Source organism: Burkholderia sp. FL-7-2-10-S1-D7 (assembly GCF_001524185.1).
Lineage (GTDB): Bacteria > Pseudomonadota > Gammaproteobacteria > Burkholderiales > Burkholderiaceae > Burkholderia > Burkholderia diffusa.
Map to the genome: position 1 here is coordinate 113,453 of NZ_LOWY01000035.1, position 25,257 is coordinate 138,709.

15 protein-coding genes are annotated in these 25,257 nt (G+C 57.2%); all 15 read left to right on the top strand.

Annotation, left to right across the window (positions count from 1 at the left end; translation table 11 throughout):
- The 15 genes from WS75_RS15605 (at position 1) to WS75_RS15660 (ending at position 25,217) form a co-directional block, all read left to right on the top strand.
- On the top strand, positions 1 to 807 hold the full coding sequence (locus tag WS75_RS15605; protein ID WP_059681283.1) for an ABC transporter permease: 807 nt from the start codon (positions 1 to 3) through the stop codon (positions 805 to 807).
- Positions 804 to 1,454, top strand: coding sequence for an ABC transporter ATP-binding protein (locus WS75_RS32190; RefSeq protein ID WP_082729607.1), 651 nt, complete (start codon positions 804 to 806; stop codon positions 1,452 to 1,454). The genes WS75_RS15605 and WS75_RS32190 overlap by 4 nt, the downstream gene beginning before the upstream one ends.
- Before the next feature lie 18 nt (positions 1,455 to 1,472).
- Positions 1,473 to 3,062 (top strand): glycosyltransferase family 4 protein, encoded by a 1,590-nt coding sequence (locus tag WS75_RS32195; protein WP_082729608.1) that lies wholly within the window; start codon positions 1,473 to 1,475, stop codon positions 3,060 to 3,062.
- A 225-nt stretch (positions 3,063 to 3,287) separates the two neighbouring features.
- On the top strand, positions 3,288 to 4,517 hold the full coding sequence (locus WS75_RS32200) for a glycosyltransferase (protein WP_082729609.1): 1,230 nt from the start codon (positions 3,288 to 3,290) through the stop codon (positions 4,515 to 4,517).
- A gap of 17 nt (positions 4,518 to 4,534) precedes the next feature.
- Positions 4,535 to 6,145 carry a hypothetical protein gene (locus tag WS75_RS33590; RefSeq protein ID WP_156429792.1) on the top strand — a complete coding sequence of 537 codons (1,611 nt, stop codon included), beginning with the start codon at positions 4,535 to 4,537 and terminating at the stop codon, positions 6,143 to 6,145.
- A 19-nt stretch (positions 6,146 to 6,164) separates the two neighbouring features.
- A complete protein-coding gene (locus tag WS75_RS15630) occupies positions 6,165 to 7,331 on the top strand; it encodes a tetratricopeptide repeat protein (RefSeq protein WP_059681288.1) in 1,167 nt (388 codons plus the stop codon).
- Positions 7,332 to 7,392: 61 nt separating this feature from the next.
- Positions 7,393 to 8,658, top strand: coding sequence for a glycoside hydrolase family 71/99-like protein (locus WS75_RS33595; protein WP_156429793.1), 1,266 nt, complete (start codon positions 7,393 to 7,395; stop codon positions 8,656 to 8,658).
- Positions 8,659 to 9,026: 368 nt separating this feature from the next.
- Positions 9,027 to 9,224: a hypothetical protein gene (locus WS75_RS33600; RefSeq protein ID WP_156429794.1), complete on the top strand. Its 198-nt coding sequence runs from the start codon at positions 9,027 to 9,029 to the stop codon at positions 9,222 to 9,224.
- Between the two features lie 83 nt (positions 9,225 to 9,307).
- Positions 9,308 to 10,504, top strand: a complete 1,197-nt coding sequence (locus WS75_RS32205; RefSeq protein WP_082729610.1) for a capsule biosynthesis protein — start codon at positions 9,308 to 9,310, stop codon at positions 10,502 to 10,504.
- Positions 10,505 to 11,019: 515 nt separating this feature from the next.
- Entirely contained in the window at positions 11,020 to 11,367 is a 348-nt protein-coding gene (locus WS75_RS15635; RefSeq protein WP_156429795.1) for a hypothetical protein, read from the top strand.
- A 535-nt stretch (positions 11,368 to 11,902) separates the two neighbouring features.
- The gene (locus WS75_RS15640) at positions 11,903 to 13,072 is read left to right on the top strand and encodes a nucleotide sugar dehydrogenase (protein WP_059681290.1); all 1,170 of its coding nucleotides are present in this window, start codon (positions 11,903 to 11,905) and stop codon (positions 13,070 to 13,072) included.
- Between the two features lie 1,286 nt (positions 13,073 to 14,358).
- Positions 14,359 to 15,144, top strand: coding sequence for an SDR family NAD(P)-dependent oxidoreductase (locus tag WS75_RS15645; protein WP_082729611.1), 786 nt, complete (start codon positions 14,359 to 14,361; stop codon positions 15,142 to 15,144).
- Position 15,145: 1 nt separating this feature from the next.
- On the top strand, positions 15,146 to 16,678 hold the full coding sequence (locus tag WS75_RS15650; protein WP_059681292.1) for an LTA synthase family protein: 1,533 nt from the start codon (positions 15,146 to 15,148) through the stop codon (positions 16,676 to 16,678).
- Between the two features lie 2 nt (positions 16,679 to 16,680).
- Positions 16,681 to 24,252: a type I polyketide synthase gene (locus tag WS75_RS15655; RefSeq protein ID WP_059681293.1), complete on the top strand. Its 7,572-nt coding sequence runs from the start codon at positions 16,681 to 16,683 to the stop codon at positions 24,250 to 24,252.
- A gap of 47 nt (positions 24,253 to 24,299) precedes the next feature.
- Positions 24,300 to 25,217 (top strand): UDP-3-O-acyl N-acetylglycosamine deacetylase, encoded by a 918-nt coding sequence (locus WS75_RS15660; RefSeq protein WP_059681306.1) that lies wholly within the window; start codon positions 24,300 to 24,302, stop codon positions 25,215 to 25,217.
- Positions 25,218 to 25,257 lie beyond the last annotated feature (40 nt).

Genomic DNA, 25,257 nt, shown 5'->3' on the forward strand with positions numbered 1-25,257 from the left:
ATGTCCACGAACAATACAGATCTTCGCGTGGCCGATATTCGTCGGTCTTTGAGAATCCAAGCTCGCATTGTCGGGGCCCTACTGATGCGCGAGATTCTCACGCGCTATGGGCGACACAATATCGGATTCATGTGGATATTCGTGGAGCCAATGATGTTTACGGTGGGTGTCTTGGTGTTATATACGGCGTTTGGTGCCCACCAATATGCTCTACCAATCGTGGCGTTTACGTTGAGTGGGTACGCAACGGTTCTACTGTGGCGTAACACAATCAATAGATGTGGTAACGCAGTCGAGCCCAATCGAGCTCTGATGCATCATAGGAATGTTCGAACCATCGATCTTTTTGTAGCGCGAATAATTCTCGAAATCGCAGGCGCGACAATGTCATTTCTTATTCTTTCGATAATATTCATTGTGATCGGTTTGATAAGTGTACCTGATGACTTGATAAAAATGATCGTGGCCTGGGTGCTCCTCGCTTGGTTCGCGATGGATATGTCGTTAATTATTGGGCCTTTGGCTGCACTAAGCGAGACATTTGATCGCGTTTGGCACGTGTTCACATACCTGTTTTTGCCCCTTTCTGGGGCATTCTATATGGTTGAGTGGTTGCCAAAAGGATTCCAGAGTACCGTTCTCTGGATCCCGATTGTGAATTGCACGGAACTATTTCGCGAGGGATTATTTGGCGCAGGGATTAGAGCTCATTACAGCATCGGCTATGTTCTCCTTATAAATATGTTTCTAATGATTCCGGGTTTGCTGCTGGTTCGTTATGTTGGCGCAAGGGTGGAGGGTGAGTGATAGAGCTAAAAAATGTGTCCAAGCATTACCGACTCCATGGTGGCACCCACGTAGTTTTTGACGAGTTGAATTTTAGGATTGTGAAGGGTGAGAAAATTGGAATCTTGGGGCGAAACGGTGCCGGTAAATCAACATTAATAAGACTAATTAGTGGGGCTGAACTTCCTACTAAAGGGCGTATACGCCGGGGAATGTCGGTATCATGGCCGCTTGCATTTGGTGGGGCATTCCAAGGAAGTTTGACTGGGGTTGATAATATCCGTTTTATTTGTCGAGTATACGATGCGGATCTGAGTAGGGCGATTCCAGTTGTCGAGGAGTTTGCTGAGCTCGGTCGATATTTGCGCGAGCCAGTGAAAACATATTCCTCCGGAATGCGTGCCAGGTTGGCATTTGCTATATCGATGGCGATTGAATTCGACTGTTTTTTGATCGACGAAGTCATCGCAGTGGGTGACGCACGCTTTCATGACAAATGTCAGCGGGAACTTTTTGAGCGGCGTCGAGATCGCGCAATGGTTATTGTTTCCCATGAGCCAAATAATATTCGCGATCATTGTGACAAGGCGCTGGTGCTTCACGGCGGAGTGTTGCATCAATTTCCCGATGTCGATGCCGCATACAATTTCTATAATCAATATTGCTGAGAATCACAAGGTAAAGAGATGAGCAACAAGATAAAAGTACTTCTTGAAATGCGCCCGGCGTTGGAGGGGTTCGCTGGCATTCCCCAGGAAGTCAGGTTACTGTTTCGGGGTCTGTGCCGCCTGGATTCCGTGGACGTCGAAGGCTTGTTACAGACATCTCATCGGCGGCTTGCAAGAGGCACGTCAGATCAAGGAATTTTCAAAAAGAAGTTATCTGTGGCACGTCGCTACGGACGATATTCGAATGTGATTATATCCATGGTGGAAAAGCCTCACCGCAATATTCTCGAAATTATCTTGGATTGGTGGCAAAAGCGAGCAGAAATTTTGGCGCTACATATAAAAATGATTGGGGATGTTGGTCGCATACGGCTGTCGAAATTTGAGTCGAAATCATTTGAAGATTTTACATGGCGGACTCTGTTTGCGAAAACTCTTCCGGCATCGGACTATGAGCTTGTATCGTCTGTAAATCATCGAATCAGCTCTGTTCCTTGGAATGTTCTGCATACCGCCGGTCTAGGAACCCTGAATTGGCGAGCAACGCCAAAGTATCCGCGAATCGATACGGGTGACTTTGAGATTTTCATTGGTCAGACTCCTTATCCGGCGCGCATATCCAAAGATTCGGCGATGGTTATTCGATATCATGATGCTATACCCGTGTATATGCCTCATACGATATCCGATAAATCACTGCATCAAGCGACGCACTTCTATGCTTTGATGAGCAACGTCGAATCAGGCGCATGGTTTGCCTGTGTATCGGAAGCAACCCGGCAAGATCTGCTGCGTCTCCACCCTAAGGTTGCTGAGCGTGCAGTTACGATTCACAACATGGTGTCCCATCATTATTTCCTTGAGGAATCGCGTCCGTCACGTGTCCCCGAAATAATTAGGTCGCGACTCTACGGTTTTGATCCGGATGCAAAGGATCTTGGTCTGGTACCAAAATTTCTGACTATTCGGGAGCAAGAGAATTTTTATAAGCAAAATCTTTACAAAAAAGATTTCAAGTACCTATTGATCGTTTCAACTGTTGAGCCACGAAAGAACCACACACGCCTTCTTGCTGCGTGGGAAGTAATCAAGTCCGAGATTGATCCTGATGTGAAACTCGTGGTCGTCGGTACATTGGGCTGGGACTACAAGCAAATCTATAAAGGTTTCAAGGTGTGGATTGATCGAGGTGATCTGTTTATGCTTAATGCAGTGCCCGCACCAGACCTTCGAGTGCTTTATCGTCATGCGATGGCGACAGTTGCGCCAAGCTTAGGTGAGGGTTTTGATTTTTCAGGTGTGGAGTCGATGGCGAGTGGTGGAATTACCATCGCATCAGATATTCCTGTTCATCGTGAAGTTTACGATGATGCAGCTGAATATTTTGATCCGTATTCAACTGCCAGCTTGGTTGGAGCGCTCAAGAAGGTGCTTTATCAAGAGAACTCAACGCAGCTTCGAGAAAAATTGCGAAGCTGCGGTCAAGAGGTTTCTTCGAGATATCTGCCAGAGCGTATTCTTCCTCAATGGGAAGAGTTTCTGAAGAAAGTAAAAAGGGAGCACGCTGGCCACAGATCAAGAGTGGGTGCCGAACTTTCGCCTCGTTAATCGTAACCATATCCGTAAAATTGTGATCGAGATTGTGCCAGGCTTTCTGGAGTCAGAAATCAGGAACTGAGGCGGAATCAAGAATTAATGAGGGAATTTGGTTAGTGATATAAATATGTTAGAGGGACGTCATTAGACGTCTCGTTATCGGTTATCCATCTATTGAAATTGTTCTGCTTTGATGGCGGAGTTTGTGCTGTAGGGTAATTGGCGCGAGCTGGAGATATGAAGAATATATTTCGTCTTTTCGAGTTTTCCGTTGAAGAATTTCTTGATGGAATTTATCGGATTCTGCTAGGTAGAGAAATCGATGAGGAAGGTCGACGGATCTATTTGTCGGTATTGCAAGAGGGGTGGAGTTACTCATACGTCGTATCTGAAATTGTGCGCTCAAAAGAATATATTGGGCGGCCGCCGATTTCAGGGGTTTATCGATTCATCAAGGCATATAAATCGGCGCAAGGTAGGAGTTTGCGTGGATGGTTTGCGCGCAACGTTTTAATGGCAGAGTCTGATTTCGTTCAGGAGCGAGTGAGAAGAAAGGCGGCGCGGCATGCTGAAAGCGTCTCTTATGGCTCAGCGCGGGAATCACTCGGTAGCGAGGATTTTTGGAGAGAGACGGTCGACGATGTTTTTGTGCGTATGCGATTTTTATATTATCGAATATTGGGGCGGGTTGTTAAGGAGAGTGTCGCGCGCCAGAATGGAAGTAGTGACGATATTGTGGGTGGTAAGGAGTATAAAATTATCCAATACTGGGATAGCAAAGAAATTCCAGATGACGTCCGAGAGTTTATGGGGTGTTGGGAGGCTCAGTACGGAAATCGATATGTTAAGTTTGATGGGGACTCCGCCGAAGAATTTATTCGGAGAAATTATCCGGAGGAATTTGCATTGGCTTATGCCCAGTGCTGGCATCCCGCGATGAAGAGTGATTTCTTTCGGCTTTGCTATATTTATCAGAATGGTGGCTGTTATGTCGATGCGGATGAGTTGCCTCTAAAGGAATTGCCTGCAATTGATTTGCGGTCAGAAAATATTCTTATGCTGAGGCCATTCATTCGTATTAATAACGGTGCTGAGCACGTAAATCTGTCAATTTCATCGTATATTGAGAGATATGATGAGTATAAGAATGCTGAGGTGTATTTTGCTAATGCGCCAATCATCGCGTCTCCGAAAAATGAAATAATTTTGTTCGCACTTCGTCGGGCGAAGGATATTATTTTGTCTGCTAGGAAATATGAAATGTCATTGCATGATATTGCGGGTCCTACCGGTTTATCTTTGAGCATTGTTGCATATTTTCTGAGCTATGGTTTCAAGGGCGGCAGGCCGGTAAGCGTTGCGTCGATTGATTGGGCTAGATTCGCGCGCAGCGGTTCAGATCGAGAGTTGGCCTATAAGCGTGACCATCGTGATTGGCGAAAATTCATGCATCACCCCGGAAACTGACGCGAAGGGCAAAAACAATGAAAAAAGCAATTGCCGTGATGACATATGCTAGATTTGACTACTTCGAACTCACATATTATTCGATCGTCAATCAAATTGTAAATGGCAGACGGGTTCATGACGAATACGATATCTACATATTTCAAGATGGGTTATGGGGAGAGGAGTCTTTTGAAAATAAGGCGGGCCATCGAAAGATATCGGATTTCTTAGATCGGATCGAGTCGAGTATTAATGTGGTGCGTCAGTCTGAAAATTTGGGCGTTGCATTTCATTTTGATTTCGTTGAGCGTTTTCTCTTTAATGAAAAATGTTACGATTACGTCGTTTTTCATGAAGATGATCTGGTTTTGGCGCCGGGCTATATGTCGATAATTGACATGATGGGCGAGAAGTATGCTCGCGATCCGAGAGTGGGGATGGTGTCCGCCCATCCGGCCGATACAAGCATGTCGCACGACGTTCAATCCGCAAGCAAGAATAAGTATGCTTCGATGGGGCACAATTGGGGATTCGGGCTTAGCAAGATTTTCTGGCAGCGCCGACAGCCTTTTGTTGATTGTTACCTCGATTTGATTCGTGATGTTCCATATAGGAAGAGATCGGAGGAAAGGATCTTTGCGTGGCTTAAGGCGGCTGGATTCAATCCGGCGGCATCGAGTCAAGACTACGTAAAGAGTTGTGCGACTTACGCTCTTGGGGGCGTAAAACTTTCAACGTTCGCAAATTTCGCGCTACCGATTGGTCGAAATGGATTGCACTGCAATCCGGCCATATTCAAGAAAATTGGATTGGATCGATCGGTGGTCTATGAAGGAAAATTGGATGATATTCCGGATCTCGATGATACTCAGTATCGTGAAATTTATCTGAGCGGTGCTCGTCAAGTCTCCGGGGATCTTGTGGGTCTCGATAGCGTGGCGGCATGGGAGTATTTCAAGGAATGGGAGATTCGTGCTAAGAAGGGTGATTTTCACGCTAAAAAAATAGTGCCGGAAAATAAAATTCTTCAGATATCGAACGAGCGGCAGTGGGCGCCTTCAGAAATACCTGCAAGGCCGCATATGGAGGAGCAAGGAGTTGCTCATCTGGAGTTGCGGATGAAGGGGGCGGAAATCTTTCTCGAATACGGAGCTGGCGGCAGTACTATTCTGGCCGCGTCCTGTGGGATAAAGGAAATTTATTCTGTGGAATCGGATAGGGCATTCCTGGACGCGGTGGCTTTTCGCTTGTCGGAGGTGGGAGGGGTAACATTCGTTCCGCATTATGTAGATATTGGGAGGACAAAAGAATGGGGTCAACCAGTTGACGATTCTAATGCGCGAAAATGGCCGCAATATTGCTCGTCGGTTTGGGAGGTGTTGCGATCGGGCAGTCGCGAGCCAGACTTGGTGCTGATCGATGGCAGGTTTAGGGTGGCTTGCTTTCTGATATCGATTCTCTTTTCCAAAATCGGAACGATTATTCTGTTCGATGACTACTACGATCGTCCGAATTATCATGTCGTGGAAAAGTATGCTAAGCCGATCGAGCGTGTGGGTAGAATGGCTGAATTTAGAGTCGCAGAGCGCATTGCTTTCGAAGAAATTGCAATTGACTTGCTTAAGTCGATCGCGGATACCAATTAATTGATTTTTCTGGTGTGCTATGGTTGATCACGATTATGTGGAAGAATATTTGCCGATTTTCTCGATGGTGATCCAGAGGTTGGCTAGTGATCCTGAGTGGGCGATCGACTTGTTGGAAATTTCTACGGAAAAATTCTTTCGAGAGGTATATCGTCGAAGACGAGATGTAGCAATCGAGCCGCTAGAGGCAATTGAAGCCGGTTTCGAAATTGTGAGGCGTTGGCCAAGCGATCCAATGGACCATTTGGCATTAACGCAATTACTTGTTCGTTCCGACCGCCTGCACGAGGCTCTGCATGTCATCGAAAGAGCTATCGCTGATACCGGGGCGAGTGCGGAATTATACCGTTTGCACGCTAGTTTGCTCGAGCAGACAGGGAGTGTCATGCAAGCGGAAGAAGCCATAGGACGCGCACTCAGTATCTGCGTCGATGATGAAGAGTTGCGCGCCGAGCGTGACCGCATTGAGCGAAATGTCATGGAGCGGCTCTACAATACTCGTGACATGTCGCAGGACTTGCAAGACGCGATTTCCGCAGGGAAGCAGATCATCAATCGTCGTCCGGACGATGCGGATGCCAAGCGGGCATTGGCCCACATTTTTGCTCGAGGTGAGCGCTTGGATGAGGCATTGGAATTGATCGATCAAGTCGTATCCACGGGCAATGAAAGCATCGAAGACTATCGGCTGCAAGCAAGTTTGCTGGAGCGCTTGAAGAGGTTTGGAGAGGCTGAGTTGATTATCAAGCGGGCGCAGCTTTTGGCGCCCGAGGATGAACATGTCCGTACCGACTCAAATCGCATTTCCAGAGGCCATATTATGTTTCTGAGGCACAGTCGTGATGCGTTGCTGGACACTGAGAAGGCGATACAGGCGGGGCTGGACGTAATATCGCGATGCCCGGGCGATATGGCTGACGTAATAGCGGTAGTTCGATTGTTGCAACGTTCTGGGCGACCTGAGGAGGCTGTACAGTTATTGGATCGATTCCCGGCGCAGGGTGGAGCGACCGTCGAATATCATCGATTGCGAGCGAATTTATTTGCCGAGGTCGGGAGGTTTCGAGAGGCATACAAGGCGGCAAAATCTGCAAGTGTGTTAGACATTGAAAATCGGCAATTGATGCGGGAATCAAAACGCATGCGTGCGATTTGGTTGGTCGATGCGATCAGATTGTCAAAATGAGGGGATATTGATTCGTATGAGATTACATTTCAATGGTCATCTTGTAATTCGAGCGTTTATCGTGATGCTGATGGCCTCCCTCTGCGGGATTGCGTGCGCGTCCGAAAGCGGGTTGGGTTTGACGGGGCGAGTGATTGTCGGGTATCAAGGCTGGTTTGGCTGTCCAGGTGATTTTGAAGGAAATACTGGTTGGCAGCATTGGTTTATTAGAGCCGCGCGGCCAGAGTATCTGACGGTCGATTTGATGCCGTCATTTCGAGGTCTCGACCCGAAGGATCTGTGTGATACTGGACTGCCGCGTGCTGATGGAAAGGGGAGTGTTAGAGTATTCTCGTCTCAAAACCCGATTGTTGTAAACAAGCATTTTGAGTGGATGCGAGAGCATGGTATTGATGGTGTGGCAGCTCAGCGATTCATTTCGGAAATGTCTGATCCGAGAAAGAAAAGTCGCGGTGATAATGTTTTAAGAAATATCGCATCTGCTGCGCGTGATAATGATCGGATATTCTATGTTGCTTACGACATATCTGGTGCGAGTGAGGGGGGCGTAGTGGACGATATTCGCCGAGATTGGCGTCATTTGACTGATGATCTTCGGATGACGGATAGTCCGGCGTATCTGAAGGATCGAGGAAAGCCTGTATTGGAACTGTGGGGATTCGGATTCAAGGATCGTCCCGGTAATGCCGACGACGTAATGAAGTTGATATCGGATTTGAAGTCAGGGCGAGGTGGCTTAGCGGCGGCAACGGTCGTCGGAGGCGTCCCTACACATTGGCGGACCCTTTCCGACGATTCGAAATCTGATGTGAAATGGTCAAGCGTCTACCGCTTATTTGATGTGCTTAGCCCGTGGACCGTTGGGCGGTATCGGAACGAAGTGGAGGTCGACAATTTTTTTCGAGAAACAATGCGAGCAGATCTTGATGATGCTCATAAATCAGGCGTGAGATATATGCCGGTTGTTTTTCCTGGATTTTCGTGGCATAACCTGACGGCGAAAAATAATAATTATAATGCAGCTAAAATTAATCAAATCCCACGCCAATGTGGTCGTTTTTTTTGGCGGCAGTTTGTCAATGCGATAGACGCGGGTGTAGATGCTACTTATGTCGCGATGTATGATGAGGTAGATGAGGGTACCGCGATATTTCCAGTCGAAACGCGTAAGGACCTGCTCCCCGAAGGCGTAAACCTTGTATATCTTAATGAAGATGGATGTGCATTGCCGGATGACTGGTATTTGAGTATTGTCGGAAAAGCGGCCGCAGCCTTACGTCAACATATTGCACTGCCGCGAAATCTTAGCAGTGCGATCCGGCCGTAACGATTCCTCTTTCGGTGAATGTGAGGCGTCTCACGGTGTTCGTCGTGAGTGCATGATTTGGTGGGCGAGCTAACGTGTGTTTCATCCAAATTTGTGCGGAAAGGAATTCCTTGGGTTCGACTTGAATTTAGAGTGCTTGTAGGTGCGCTTAGTTTGATTTTTCGTGTTGCTTCACCCTCGTTATAAGAGCGGGAGATGATTTTGTAGATGGTTTTGCGTGTGTATAGCTGTCGACGCAGCATCTCTGATGAATTTTTGGTTGAAACAATTTCACCACTGGTCGTAACTGCCAGACCTCGCTGCTCGAGTGGTTGGGGCAGCGCGTACTAGTGACGAGAACTTTTTTGTGGCGGAACCTGGAGAGCGTCATGGGTATCTACGCGTTTCGCCATTCATTTTGCGGTGGCCTTGAAGTCATGTGCCTGCAATTTGGTTATTTTTTTTGTAAGGGTGGCGAGCGAAATTGCAAGGATGCTGTTAAAATGGCCCGCGAGGTACAGAAGGAAACGCCGGTGTCCAAGATGGATTGCTGGCAAGCTGAGTCGAGGCTGCTTGCGATAACTTAAGGAGCACCAATCGGATCGGCGCGTGGTCAACCTAAATCAAAGAGTACAACCTGCCGGTACATGCGCTGGTATCCGATTTCGCAATGCAACGCTCCTTTCTTCTGCTGCAAGGCACAGCCTCTCCCTTTTTTCATCGGCTCGGTGTTGCGTTGCGAGCGCGTGGACACGCCGTACTTCGAATAAATTTTTGCGGTGGTGACCTGATCTACTCAGGCCAACAAGATGTATTGAATTACACGGATGCCCTTACGTCTTTGCCGCGATGGTATGGAGACCTAGTTGAGTCGGAAAACGTCACTGACGTCGTTATGTTCGGCGATTGCAGGGACATTCATCAGCATATGCATCCCGTTGCGCAAGAGCGCAATCTTCGCGTCCATGTTTTCGAAGAGGGTTACGTGCGCCCTCATTGGATCACGTTGGAGGAGCATGGCGTAAACGGTAGATCGAAGCTGCCGCGTGACCCCGATTGGTATCTCGCATATTGCGAAAAAATTCGTCCGATTCCGCCGAGTCAACCGACTGGCTACAATCTCTATGAGAGAGCATTTCACGATATTTGCTACCGTGGAGCGAATGCTCTTTTCGCTGCTAAATTTTCTGACTATTCGAGCCACCGTCCGCATAACGGGTTGTTGGAGTATTCCGGTCTCGCTTGGCGGGCATTACTGTCGGGCTCCTATGCACGGGAAGCGTCACGCGTGACGAAGGCATTGCTCGACGAAAGGCGGCGATACTATCTTTTCCCCCTTCAGCTAAACTCAGACGCTCAAATTGTCACGCATTCTCCATTTGAAGGCGTATGCGATGCGATTTACAGTGTAATGCACTCGTTTTCCAAGTGCGCACCCTCGGATGCCTGTCTTGTGATCAAAAATCACCCGTTGGATACGGGAATAATCCGTTACAAGAAGTATGTATCTCGTCTCGCGATTGAATTGGATATCGTCGATCGGATTAGATTTATAGACTCGGGTCACTTGCCGACATTGCTGGAACATGCTGAAGGGGTGGTGGTGGTCAACAGTACGGTTGGCCTCTCCGCACTCCATCACCGCCGTCCCGTGGTAGTGCTTGGTCATGCCATTTACGATATGCAGGGCTTGACGTGGCAGGGCGGTATCGATGCATTCTGGCTCAATGCGGGAAGGCCGGACATGAATCTGTATCATTCATTTTTGGATTGCGTCATATATTGCACACAAATTAATGGTGACTTTTACACAAAAAAAGGAATCGAGATGGCTGTCGCTGGATCGGTCAGGCGTTTAGTCGAATAAACCTCTCGAGATCTCCCGGCAGTCGGGAGCGTGTCGTGTCGAATACAAGACGTTTGAGTAAGGTCGATTTGCGCCAACGAATCTGGGCGCTGTTGTTTTGCGATGACGTGCGCCGCCGTGGTGTTTATTGCAAAATCACGTTGTTTTTCATGTTCGTGGTGCGGAGGGTAGACGCCGAGCCCGAATGGGTCGCCGCCCACGGACGGTGGCTCGCGGTACTCTCGGAGAGTGAACGACTCGATTCATGCTTTTTATGGAGGCAGATCGTTCGATTTCGATACGTCACGTTATGCATTAAACTGAACAATGGTTCTCGCATATTATTAATCTGAAAGGCGAAAGACTGTGAAAAATTGGTAATAATATTGCCAATTTGGCGCGACGCTATGGTGAAGGATGCACAATATCACTTAAGTCGGCGGCATCCCGTGGTGTGCCACCACGCATCCGACTTCAGGGGGGGTGTTGATTGTCTATCGGCGTCAGGGCGCTAATTAAAATTTGCGGGGTGGGTCGTGGGTATCGTATTTCGAATTTTTAGAGCGGTATTGGTTGGAATTGTGATGTATTTTTCCGCCATATACTTGGGCTTCGATAAAGGTACGGCTGCTGCGTTGTGCTTGATACCAGTGGTGCTCGGGGCGCTTGATATTCTGACCGAGTTTGCTTTTGCAATTGCGGCGCTCACATTCGTCGTTGCTGCTTTTTCATCGGTGCTTCCGGATAAATATGGAAATGTTGTTGAGTTTGTAAGTTCAATAGCGAACAGCAAGGCGCTGGCGCGGCAGCCTGTTCGGGCCGCTATCGATTCGATGCAACGGAGTTCTGAGTCGGGCACAAATTCCGAAGCGCAGGCCAAGTAGAAGCTGCGGCGCGGGCGCTGGAGATCTTGGAAAATAAGTGATTTCCGGTCATGGTCGCATTGGATTGTAGCTTCTGGTGTTTGTAGGTGACTCGATGTGGTCCGAGTTAATTTCGCGTGACGTGATGCTGCGTCATACGTAACGGATGGAGCGGGCAGTCGGTGGCTTGCTCCTTTTGTTATATTTGTAATGTAATTCGGAAGATGAACGGCTGGCTGTGTATCGATGAGTCGACTGTCTACGCTCTCTACGGACGTTCTTGCTACAACATCATATAGTGCATGGCCAACGCCCCATGCGCATTGGTTTCTTCACTACAAGGCCGTCGCCGCAAGAGCTGCTTTCGGGGAGCGGCCTGGTATATCGCGCCGTTCGGCAGCGACTGTACGAGCATGAGTTCACGTGCTCCTGAAATTTCTCCGGCGTCTGCCGTAGAATAATTGTCCCCATCGATGCATCGATCTGTTGCGTGAAGCCAGAAGCTGGCTGCGGAGGATGCAGCAAATACTTCCCTATCTGTCTGAAAAATGTTTGCATGAAAATCGCAATCGCCGGTACAGGCTACGTCGGCCTGTCCAACGCCGTTTTGTTGTCACAACACAATGAAGTCGTGGCTCTGGACATCCTTCCCGAGAAGGTGGCTATGCTCAACCGCAAGGAGTCGCCGATCGAGGATGCCGAAATTGAAGAGTATCTTCGGTTCAGGGACCTGAATTTCCGCGCTACGCTTGATAAGGAAGAGGCATACGCCGGAGCGGACTACGTCGTCATTGCCACGCCGACCGATTACGACCCGGAGACGAATTACTTTGATACCCGCTCCATTGAGGTCGTCATTCGCGATGTCATGGCCATCAACCCGCGGGCTGTGATGGTGATCAAGTCGACCGTCCCGGTTGGCTACACCGCGCGCATATGTGCTGCGTTGAGCATGGACAATCTAATCTTCTCTCCCGAGTTTTTGCGAGAGGGCAGGGCGCTGTACGACAATTTGCACCCTTCACGGATTGTTATAGGAGAGCGCTCCTCTCGCGCGGAAGTGTTTGCCAATCTCTTGAAGCGAGGAGCCATCAAGGAAGACATCGTAACTCTGTTTACGGGTAGTACCGAGGCAGAGGCGATCAAACTCTTCTCGAACACGTATCTCGCGATGCGCGTCGCCTACTTCAATGAACTGGACACCTACGCTGCGCAGCACGGTCTGGATACGCACCAGATTGTTGACGGCGTATGTCTCGATCCGCGGATTGGCGCTCACTACAACAACCCGAGTTTCGGCTACGGTGGCTACTGTCTACCCAAGGACACCAAGCAGCTACTGGCTAACTACCGTGACGTACCGCAGAATCTGATTCGCGCGATTGTGGAATCGAACAGCACGCGGAAGGATTTCATCGCCGAGAGTATTCTCCGGTGCAAGCCGCGGGTGGTCGGTATTTATCGGCTGGTGATGAAGTCCGGATCTGACAATTTCCGTGCATCTAGTATTCAGGGGGTCATGAAGCGCATCAAGGCCAAGGGTGTCGAGGTCATCGTGTACGAACCCGCATTGAACGAGGCGAACTTCTTCAATTCGACTGTCTTGAAGGACCTCGTCGAATTCAAAAGCGCGGCAGACGTGATCGTCGCGAATCGCTTGACACCGGATCTAGCCGATGTCGCGGACAAGGTCTACACACGTGACCTGTTCGGCGGGGATGCATGAGCGGCCCGAAGCTTGACGGGGGCATGTCTTTCGTCAAGCGTTAGGGGCAGACTTGGGTTGGTGAATGGCGCCGTCGCGCAGCATGGCGAACAAGACGTCGCAGCGTCGCCGTGCAAGAGTGATGAGTGCCTGGTTGCGGCGCTTGCCCTCGCTTCACCTGCTGGACGGCGGCCACCTTGAACTCCGCCGTATACGCTTGTTTCGGTACTTTAAACATCCCCGATTCCTTCCTTTCCGTCGAGTTTATACACGACCGGTTGGAAGGCGAAGTTACAGGGAAAGCTCAGTGGCGAGCACCCATCCAGGCGCGGCAATAAGGTGGTCAAGCGCGCCTTGTTCCTCTCCGCCTTCGCCGCCTTACGAGACCCAGTCTCGAGGGTATCACTCGCGCAAGGTTCAGCGATGCATGTTCGCGTCTTACCGAGGGGCGTGGTCGGATTCCTGTCGGTCGTAAGGTGCAGGGGCGATGACCGGCTGAGCCCTTGCAATCCTTGTGCGCGATTGAGGGCATGAGGCAATTCGAAAGACCGTCAAGATTTGCGAAGAAGATTCGAGAAATTCGGTGCTTGCGAATGTGGTGGAGCAGAATGCCACCCAGAATCCGGGCCGGTTGGAGCCACATTGATCCGACAAATCGTCATGCTAGCTTCAGAAATTGCCTCTGGCGTGGGGGCATTTGTTGTTTTGCCGGATGAAATCTTCGTTCGATCGCTACTGAGGTGGTTCGTGGATGGGGTGGTCCGTCCGCGGGAGCTACTGACACGGGGGGAGATGTGAATTTTGCCGAAATTCAAATTGAAGTTGCTGAGCCGGGCGGAAATGCTCTAGCGCGATGATTGCGGGCGGTGAAGTTCTCGGGTCATGCGCTGGATGTCACTCCTGGTTTTGGGGCTTGTAAGCACTTGTAACATGTAGGGTGCTACTCAAAATATTAATCCAGGTGTATGATCGCGTCGGCCCGTTGTAAGCTTTGTGTTGGTGCTTTTTTCCTCGTGTTGTGCGTGTTTCTCGGTGACCTAGTTCGGCACGTCCTTTGCCATCCGTTGCCCTCTTGATCCAGCAATCGTCACGACTGCATCCGCGGGCTTTTGGCAATGTTTGTGCTGCTGCTGGCGTTGTCAAGTTTTGTGAATTAATAAGGCGCAATAAATCGACAATATTGTCTGCTGCTTGATCGAAATATCAGGCAGCGCTTGGCGCTTGAAGATCGATAACCAGACACCGCTGAAAAACAATGTCTGTTTAAAACGATGGGAAGTAGCAATACTCGCAACCGGGGAGGGCAGGTGAGCGCAAGCGGGCCACGAGCAATCGTGATAACCGGCAGCAGTGCCGGGCTTGGACGTGCGCTGGCATTGAGTTATGCCGCGCCCGATACCACGCTGGGGTTGATCGGCAGAAATTCGGCGCGGCTGGAATCCGTCGCCGCGGAGTGCCGTGCGCGCGGGGCCCACGCCGTGATCGGCTGCATGGACGTGCGCGACTCGGCCGCCGTCCAGGACTGGATGATCGATTTCGATACGCGGTATCCAATCGAATTGATGATTGCGAATGCGGGCGTGGCCAGCACGCTGCAGTCCGCGGACGATTGGGAGCATATGGCGCGCACCGCCGACGTCGTCGATACCAACCTGTACGGCGCGTTGCATGCGGTGCTGCCGGCCATCGACCGGATGCGCATGCGCCAGTGCGGGCAGATCGCGGTCGTCAGTTCGCTCGCCGCGTTGCGGGGCATGGCCATCTCGCCCGCCTACTGCGCGAGCAAGGCGGCGTTGGTCGCCTACTGCGATTCCGTGCGCCCGATTCTCGCACGCGAGGGCATCGGCCTGTCGGTCGTGATGCCGGGCTTTGTCCGCACGGCGATGAGCGACGTCTTCCCGGGCAGCAAACCGTTCATGTGGAGCGCGGACAAGGCTGCCGGGTACATCAAGAAGCGCCTCGCGCGACGCCGCGTGGAAATTGCCTTTCCGTTCAGTCTTGCCCTCGGCATCAAATTGCTGCGCCTGCTGCCTGCCACGCTGGCGGATGCCATTCTCGGTCGTCTGTCCTATCTCCCGCGCGGGAAGGCGTGACGTGCTGCCCGGATTCGCGTTCGCGGCTGCCGCAGCCGCACTCTCGTTTCTCGTAGAGGCCATCGCGTATCCGCGCGCGTCGCTCGCCCGTTCGCCGGCGGCGATCGCACTGCATGTCTGCGCGTTCGCGATCGTGGCGAGCGCGACTTTCGCCGTGACGGCACGGCCGCTTTTCTCGGCATCCGTCGCCCTCGTGCTGATCGCGTTGCTGGCCGTCATCAGCAACGCAAAATACGAATCCCTGCGCGAGCCCTTCGTCTTTACGGACTTGAGCCTGTTCAGCCAGGTTTTCGCCCATCCGCGTCTTTATCTGCCGTTTCTGAGTGCGGGCAAGGTGCTCGGCATCGTTGCCGCCGTGGCGGTCGCGACGATCGGTTTCCTGCTCGAACAACCAGCCGGCATGCTGGCGCGTGGCGCCGCCGCACTGATCGCGGTCGCTTGCGTGCCGGTCTGTGTCTCGCTGTCGCGTCGCATGCCGCTGACGCTCGACCCGATGGCGGACCAGCGTCGGACGGGTTTCTTCGCGGCATTCGTCGCTTACCTCGTCAACGGGCTGCGGCGTGCAGAGCGCAGTGCGTTCTTTCGCGCGGTCGACGCCGGGCCATTCTCCCGCGGCCGTCCGGACGGCACGCCGGACGTGATCGTCATCCAGAGCGAATCCTATTTCGACGCGCGTCGTCTTGGCGCATGCGTGTCGTCGGAGCCGTACGCGAATCTCGATCGCGCCCGCCGCGAGGCATTCGCGCAGGGCAGCCTGGACGTTCCCGCCTGGGGCGCCAATACGATGCGCAGCGAATTCGCGATGCTGACGGGATTGCCGTCGGCATCGCTCGGCTATTCGCGCTTTTACCCGTACATGTATGTGCGCCGCGCGTGTGCGTCGCTGGCGGGCTGGTTCAAGCGAGGCGGATATCGCACGCTCGCGATTCATCCCTACCACGCCGATTTCTTCGGGCGCGACCGGGCATTCCGGTTCATGCATTTCGACCGCTTTCTCGACATTCGGGACTTCGGCGGTGCGGCGCGAATCGGGCCGTATGTCGGAGACGGCCCGGTGGCCGATGCGATCATCGCGGCCCTCCAGGAGCACGGTGACGCGCCGGTGTTCGCGTTTGCGATCACGATGGAAAACCACGGTCCGCTGCATCTCGAACCGGTCGGACCGGGCGAATCCGAATCTCGGCATACGCTCGGCGACGATGCGCGCTGGCGCGACCTGACCGCCTATCTTCGACACGTCGAGAATGCCGACTGCATGATCGGCAAGCTGACTGATTATCTCCGCAAGCGGGAGCGGCCGACCGTGCTGTGCTTTTACGGCGACCATGTTCCTGCGCTGACTTCGGTGTTCGACGCGCTCGAAACCGAACCGACCAATAGCGACTACTTTATTTGGCGCAACTTCGCGAACGATTTCGGCGAGCACCGAAACGTTCGCGTCGAGAGTCTCGGTGCCGCGATACAGCGCGCGATGGTGCACGTCAATTGCACTCGTGCCGCTTCGCCGACCGGGATGCTGCAGACGCCGGCGTGATGATGGAAAAGAAAATTGCAATAGTTGGGATGGCTTGCCGCTTTCCCGGTGGGGTTGAGGGACCCGACGACTTCTGGAAACTGCTGCGTGACGAACGCGATGCCGTGACCGCCATTCCGCCGGACCGATTCGGCACGGCGTTCTACCAGCACCCGTCGAAACGGGAGCCGGGAAAGAGCTACACGTTCGCCGCGGGCGTCGTCGACAACGTCGCGGGCTTCGACGCCGAATTCTTCGGCATCTCGCCGCGTGAGGCGGCGCAAATGGATCCGCAGCAGCGGCTGCTGCTCGAACTCGCGTGGGAGGCGTTCGAAGACGCCGGCGTGCGTCCGGCTGCGATGCGCGGCCGCGACTGCGGCGTGTTCGTCGGAGTGGCGGGCATGGATTACGGCAACCGCAATATGGACGACATGAACACGATCGATCCGTATTCGGCAACCGGCAACACGCTCAGCATCGCGTCGAACCGCGTGTCCTACCTGTTCGACCTGCGCGGCCCGAGCATGTCGGTCGACACCGCATGCTCGTCCTCGCTCGTCGCGCTTCATCAGGCGGTCCGCGCGTTGCAGTCCGGCGAGACGGCGATGGCGCTTGCCGGCGGGGTCAACCTGCTGCTGCATCCGTTCGGATTCGTCAGTTTCTCGAAGGCGTCGATGCTGTCGCCGCGCGGCCGCTGCCGCGCGTTCGACGCGACCGGCGACGGCTACGTGCGCGCCGAAGGCGGTGCGTTCGTGCTGCTCAAGCCGCTCGACCAGGCGTTGGCCGATGGCGATACGATCCACGCGGTCGTCGCCGGATCGGGCGTGAATTCGGATGGCCATTCGCACGGCGGCATCAACGTGCCTGCAGCAGCGACGCAGGCGGACCTGCTGCGCGCCGTGTATCGGCGCGCGGGCATCGATCCGCGCACGCTCGCGTATCTCGAGGCGCATGGCACGGGCACGGCGGTCGGCGATCCGATCGAGGCGCGTGCGTTGATCGATGCGGTGTCGGGCGGCCGGCCGGAATCCGATCCGCTCCTGATCGGTTCGGTCAAGACCAATATCGGACACCTCGAAACGGCATCGGGCATGGCCGGTCTGCTGAAGGCCGTGCTGTGCCTGAAGCACCGCGCGGTGCCGCGTTCGCTGCATTTCGACACGCCCAACCCCAGCATCGACTTCAAAGGCGGCCGCTTGCGCGTGGTCGATCGGTTCACGCCGCTCGAGCGCAGCGATGCGCCGCTGACCATCGGCATCAATTCGTTCGGCTTTGGCGGCACGAATGCGCACGTCGTCGTGACCGAAGCGGAGGCGGCGCCGGCGCCCGCGCCAGTGGCGCAGTCGGCGGCAAGGATCGATGCTCCGTTACCGCCGCTCGTCCTCACCGCACGGTCGCCGGCCGCGCTGGCGGCCGTTGCCGCACGCTATCTCGCGCGCCTGCAGTCGGGTGCCGGCTGGGCCGCACTCGCGGCCGCCGCCGCACGGCGTCGTCAATGGCTCGAGCATCGCGCGGTCATCGCGCCGGCGGATCAGGATGAAGGCCTGGCGGCGCTTGCCGCACTCGCGGAGCCGTCGGAGCGCGGGCTGCCGGCATGCGTCGTGCAGGGGCAGGCCATTGAAGGCGACGCGTCCGTCGCGTTCGTCTACGCGGGCAACGGCTGTCAGTGGGCCGGCATGGGCAAGCGGCTCTATGCCGAGGATGCGGTGTTTCGCGCGGCGCTCGACGAAGTCGATGCGCTGTGGCGCGCGGACGGCAACGCGTCGCTCGTCGAAGCGATGTGCGCGGGTGTCGATGCCGAATGGCTCGCCGCGACCGAGAACGCGCAGCCGCTGCTGTTCGCGATGCAGGTCGGCATCACGCGTGTGCTGACCGCGCGCGGCATCCGCTTCGATGCGGCGGTCGGCCACAGTGTCGGCGAGATCGCGGCGGCCTGGGTGTCGGGCGCGCTCACGCTCGCCGAGGCCGTGCGCGTGATCAGGATTCGCAGCGGGGCCCAGGGCCTGACGCGCGGCACGGGCAGGATGGCGGCGGCCGGCATCGGCGAAGCCGCGGCGCGCGACTGGATCGCGCGTCTCGATCTCGCCGCGGCCATTGAAATCGCGGGTAGCAACAGCCCCGACTCGGTGACGCTCGCAGGGTCGCAAGCCGCGCTCGAAACAATCGGCGCGGCGCTCGCGGACGCCGGCCATTTCTATCAGATGCTCGGCCTCGACTATGCGTTCCACAGCAGCCGCATGGATGTAATCGAGCCGGTCGTGCGCGACGGGCTGGCCGATCTCGCGCCGCGCGATACGCATACGCGATTCGTGTCGACGGTCACCGGCGACACGTTGCCGGGTACCGCGCTCGACGCGGATTACTGGTGGCGCAACATTCGCAAGCCGGTCCGTTTCAGCGATGCAATCGCTCGCCTGGCCGACGATCGCGTGCGCGTGTTCGTCGAGATCGCCCCGCATTCGATCCTGCGCACTTACGTGAAGCAGACGCTTGCCGCACGCGTCGCGCCGGGCGTCGTCGTGCCGACGCTCAAGCGTCAGCACGATAGTGCGGAAATGCTCGCCCATTCGTTCCTGTCGGCGGTCGCGCAGGGGGCGCGCGTCGATCTCGACCGTCTCGTTCCCGATGTCCCGCACGCCGCGCTGCCGACTTATCCGTGGCAGCGCGAGCGTTACTGGCTCGTGCCGAGCGTCGAGGGCTACGGGCTCGTGAATCGTCGCATCGATCATCCGCTGCTCGGCTATCGTCTGCACGAGCATGCGTTCGCCTGGGAGAATCAGCTCGATCCGCAGCGCGTGCCGATGCTCGCCGATCACGTGGTCGACGGCGGCATCGCGTTTCCGGGCGCCGGTTATGTCGAGATGGCACTCGCGGCGGCGCGCACGTTCTTCGGCACACCGGACGTGGCCATCGAGAACGTCGAGATCCGCATGCCGGTCGTGTTCCAGCCGCAGCATGCGAAGCTGTTCCGGTTCGCGATCGACGTGCGCACCGCGTCGTTTACGATCGAGACTCGCGACCGGATGTCGGACGGCCCATGGAACCTGAACGTGACGGGGCGCCTGCTCGAAAGCGGCAATACGCTCGATGCGTACAGCACGCCGGATGCGTCCGTCGTCACCCGTCTGCAGTCGCGTCCGGCGCTGTCCGGCGACGCACTGTATGCGGGCACGACGGCGATCGGCCTGAGCTACGGGCCGGCGTTCCGGTGGGTGCGGTCGCTGCGCGTGTCGGGCGACGACGCGCTTGCCGAGCTCGATGTGCCGCCGGTCCTTGCCGATGCGCGTGCGCGGTCGGACTATCTGCTACATCCCGCGCTGATGGACAGCGGGTTCCATCCGCTGTTCGCGGTGCTGGCGCAGGCCGGCGCCACGCCGAGCGATGCGCAGTCGGCGTTTGTCCCCGTGCAGATCGGTCGTGTCGATTTCCTGAGCGGCGAAGCGATTCGTCGCGTGCTGGCGCGCATTCATCGCCGCAGCCCGCATTCGATCGTCGCGTCGTTCGAATTCATCGATGCAAACGGCAAGATCGTCGCGCGCCTTTCCGCGTGCCGCTTCCGCCGCGTCGATCTCGCCGGTCGCTGTCACGGCGCGCCCGCGCGCTTTGCCTACGTGCTCGAAGCGCGGCCGCTGCCGGCCGGTTACACGGCCGACGCGTTGCCGCCGCCGGGCGTGCTCGTCGAGCGTGCGAACGCGCACGTCGCGGCGTGTGAGGACGTCGAGCGCCGCACGCAGCATCTGACCGAAATGCTGCCGCTGCTCGACGTGCTTGCCGGTCTGTATGCGCTCGATGCGCTGGATGCGCTCGGCGCGTTCGCCCAGCCGGCGCTGCTGACGAAGACGCATCCGCAACAGGTCGCGCGACTGGCGGACATCGTCGTCGAGGACGGGCTGGCGCGCTTCGAAGGCGATCGTCTGGTTCGCGATGACGACGCCTGCGCGGCGATGCCCGCGCGTGACGCGCTGTGGCGCGACGTGCTGGTGGCATCGCCGGCCCATGTCGCCGAACTGACGCTGCTGGCACACGTCGGTGCGGCGCTGCCGCGCGTGCTGCGCGATGCGTCGCCCGAGGGCGTGCTGCTGTCGTCGATCGGGCGCAGTCTGGTCGAACAGTTCTTCGATGCATCGCCGACCTGGGCGCATGCGCGCGCGCTGCTCGCCGCGTGCGTGACGCAGGCCGTCGCGGCGTGGCCGGCCGCACGCCGCTTGCGTGTACTGGAGTTCGGTGCCGCGAGCGGCGACGTGCTGCAACCGCTCGACGTGGACGTGCCGGCCGGTCGCTGCGAATACCTGCTGGCCGGTACGCCGCAGCAGCTCGCCGGGTTCGATGCGCAAGCGCACGCGCACGTGCGGACGCTGGCGTTCGCGACCGACGCGCCGCTGTTCTCGCAATGCCACGATACGACGCCGTTCGACGTCGTGATCGTCAACCGGATGCTGGGCGATCATCCGGATCCGCTCGCCGCGCTGACGGCGATCGCCGAACGGCTCGCGCCCGGCGGGCTCGTCGTCATTGCCAATGCGCGCCGCAGCCGGTTCGCCGACATCGTGTTCGGCACGGCCAGTGGCGCGAACGCCGCCCGCGCGTACGGCGCGCTGGCGCCAGCGGCGATCGAGTCGATGTGCGAACGCGCCGGACTGATCGACGTGGTGCGTGATACCGAACAAGGCCTCGATCTCGAGGGCATGCCGACGTTCTTCGTCGCGCGCAAGCCCGCTGCCCGCGAGCAAGCGGCCGGCGCATCGCGGGACGAGAATCGAGCGCGTCGCATGGCGCAGAGTGACGGCCCGCACTGGCTGATCGTGCAGGACGATGTCGACGCGTTCGGCATCGCCTTGTCGGGCGAGCTCGAGCGGCTGGGTTGCCATGTCGAGTCGGCAGCGGTGCGTGATGCCGCGGCATGGTCGGCGCGTCAGCCGGCCGGGCATCCGGCGCATATCGTGTTCGTGGCGCCGCTTGCATCGCTCGACACCGCCGACGGTGCGGCCATGATGCGCGCGCAGCACGGTGGCGCGCTCGCGCTGGCATCGATCGTGCGCGATCTCGATGCCGCCGGCGCGATGGAGCGCGGGCAACTGTGTGTCGTGACGCGTGGCGGCGCGCCGTTTGCCGCAGGCACGTCGTCACACCCCGAGCTTGGAACGTTGTGGGGTCTCGGCCGTGTGATCGCGAACGAGTATCCGACGCTGCCGTTCCGCTTGATCGACGTCGATCGCGCCGTCGAACAACCGGCGTCGCAGCTTGCGATGGCGCTGCTTGGCGACGATGGCGAGGAAGAAGTGCTGCTGGCGCCGCAGGGCCGCTACGTGCCGCGCATGCTGCCGGCCGCGCAGGCGGCCGAGCGTGACGGCGCGCCGTCACGCGTATCGGGCCGGCCGGGCGCGCGGCTCGCATTCGACATGCCGGGTTCGTTGCGCAACCTCGAATGGTTCGTGATGCCGGCACGCGATCTCGCCGCCGGCGAGGTCGAGGTCGAGCCGATGGCGACGGGGCTCAACTTCCGCGACGTGATGTATGCGATGGGGCTGCTGTCCGACGAAGCCGTCGAGACGGGCTTCGCGGGCGCGACGATCGGCATGGAAATGTCGGGGCGCGTTGCGCGGGTCGGCGCGGACGTCGAAGGGTTTGCACCGGGCGACGCGGTGCTGGGTTTCGCGCCGGCATCGTTCGCGACACGCGTGGTCACGCGCGCAACCGCGATCGCACACAAGCCCGACACGATGTCGTTCGAGGAGGCCGCCACGGTTCCGACGACGTTCTTCACCGCGTACTACGCGTTGTGCGAACTGGCGCGACTGCGACGCGGAGAGCGCGTGCTCGTGCACGGTGGCGCGGGTGGCGTCGGCATCGCGGCGATCCAGATCGCGCGGCATCTCGGCGCGGAAGTCTTCGCCACCGCCGGCAGCGACGAGAAGCGCGAGTTCATTCGCCTGCTCGGCGTCGACCACGTGTTCGATTCGCGCAGCCTCGCGTTCGCCGACGAGATCCGTGCGCGCACGCACGGCGAAGGCGTCGACATCGTGCTCAATTCGCTCGCGGGCGAAGCGATGGTGCGTAGCATCGATACGCTGCGTCCGTTCGGCCGCTTCCTCGAACTCGGCAAGCGCGACTTCTACGAGAATAGCCAGATCGGCCTGCGGCCGTTCCGCAACAACATCAGCTATTTCGGCATCGACGCGGATCAACTGATGGGCGTGCTGCCGTCGCTGACGGCACGACTGTTCGAGGAAGTGATGGACCTCTTCTCCTCGGGCGTGCTGCATCCGTTGCCATACCGCGCATTCCCGGCCGCACGTGCGGAGGAAGCATTCCGCTACATGCAGCAGGCACGCCAGATCGGCAAGGTGCTGGTCACCTATCCGTCAGGCACGCCGGCGCCGACGCGTGGCGTTGCCGTGCCGGCGCAGCGATTCGATCCGCACGCGGCGTACCTGATCGTCGGTGGCACCGGCGGGCTAGGCTTTGCGACCGCGCGCTGGATGATCGAGCGCGGCGCGCGGCACCTGACGCTCGCGAGTCGCGGCGGCGCGCTGGGCGCGGCAATGCAGGCGGAAGCCGATCGCTGGCGGGACATGCTCGGCGCTGACGTGTCGGTCGCGCGATGCGACGTGACCAACGCCACGGCGCTCGATGGCCTCGTCGACAAGATCGAGCGTCGCGGAACGCCGCTCAAGGGCGTGGTGCATTCGGCGATGCAGATCGACGACGGGCTGCTGCGCAACGTCGACGACGCGCGCTTTGCGGCCGTGCTCGAACCGAAGGTGGCGGGCGCATGGAACCTGCATCGCGCGACGCAGCGGTGCACGCTCGATTTCTTCGTCGTGTATTCGTCGGCGACGACCTTTCTCGGCAACCCGGGGCAGGGTGCGTACGTCGCCGCCAACGGCTTCCTCGAGGCGCTGGTCGCGCATCGTCGCGCGGCCGGCCAGCCGGCTATGTTCATGGCGTGGGGCCCCATCGAGGACGTCGGCTTCCTGGCGCGCAACGCCGGCACGCGCGAGGCGTTGCAGTCGCGGATCGGCGGTGCGTCGATCACGTCGGACGAAGCGATGGCCGCGCTCGAACGCGCGCTTGCCCAAGGGACCGCCGGCGAAGCCGTCGTGCGCCTCGACTGGAGTGCCATTTCGCGCGGCATGCCGGCCGCGCACGCTCAGCGTTACACGGCGTTGCAGACGGGTGGGACGGCCGAAACGTCGAGCGACGATCGCGTGTTGCTGGAGCAATTGCGTACGTTGCCGCCGGCCGAGGCGGTCGCGCTCGTCGAGACGGCGCTGCGCGGCCAGATCGCCCGGATTCTTCATATGTCGCCGGAGCGCGTCGATGCAGGCCGGTCGGTCCTCGATCTCGGGATGGACTCGCTGATGGGCATGGAGCTCGGCATGGCCGTCGAGGAGACCTTCGGCGTCAAGCTGTCGATCATGGCGATCGCGGAAGGCGCGACGGTGCATACGCTGGCCAAGCGCATCGTCGATTTGCTCGGTGGGCGCAGCGGCGACGAGAAGACCGCGGCCGTGGACGAACTGGCGCAAGCGCTGGTCGCGCGGCATGCGCTTGGTGATGAAGCACAGGCCCAACTCGAGCGGAGTTCAAATTGAACGAGCCAAGGGACGAAAGCGTGTCAGTTGACACGGTGATTGCTCGAATCGAGCAGCCCCCTGGCTGGCAGACGAGTGAGGGCACGCTTGCGCGGCCGCTCGCGTTGTCGGGACACGGTCTGCATACCGGTCGGCACGTGCAGGTGCGTATCCAGCCGATGACGCCGGCGCGCGGGCGGCGCGGAATCGTGTTTCGAAGGGTGCGCAACGGACGCGAACTCGGTGAACTCGAAGTCGATCCCGCCCTGCGTCGCGCACAGCCGCTTTGCACGATGCTGCGCAATGCCGACGGCGTCGGCGTTCGCACGATCGAGCATCTGCTCGCGTCTCTGCTGGCATGTGAGATCGATCATGCGGTTGTCGAGCTCGATGCGGAGGAGGTGCCGATTCTCGACGGAAGCGCGAAGCCGTGGGTCGACGCGATTCGTGCCTGTGGCCGAATTGCGCTCCACACACCGAAGCGCTTCATTCGTGTGCTGCGGCCTCTCGTGGTCGCAGACGGCATAGGCGATCAGCGACGCGAAATGCGGATCGAGCCGGCGCCGCGTTATGAACTGAGCGTGCGGAACGACTTGCGCGGCTTCGGCGACATGCATTGGGATGGAGCGCTGACGCCGGACACGTTTGCAACTGAAATCGCGCCGTCGCGTTCGTACGGACGCGTGAAATGGGCCGTGCCGGCGATCATCGCCGGTTATTTGCGCGGCACACCGATATTGCGAGGCGCGCGTCCGTCGTGCACCGCTTCCATCGTCGGTAATCGCGTGTTGGGCGGGATGCGACTGCCGGACGAGTTCGTGCGGCATCGCGTGCTCGATCTTGTTGGTGATCTCGCGCTCGCCGGCGCACCGCTGCTCGCGCGTGTCAGTGCACTGCGACCCAGCCACGAAATGAATTTCCGGTTGATCGATGCGTTGCTTGCCGACAGGAATGCCTGGCGGTGGATCGAGTTCGCCGAAGCCTGAATCGGCGCTTTTGATAAGTCAAGCGACACCTTATAACCGA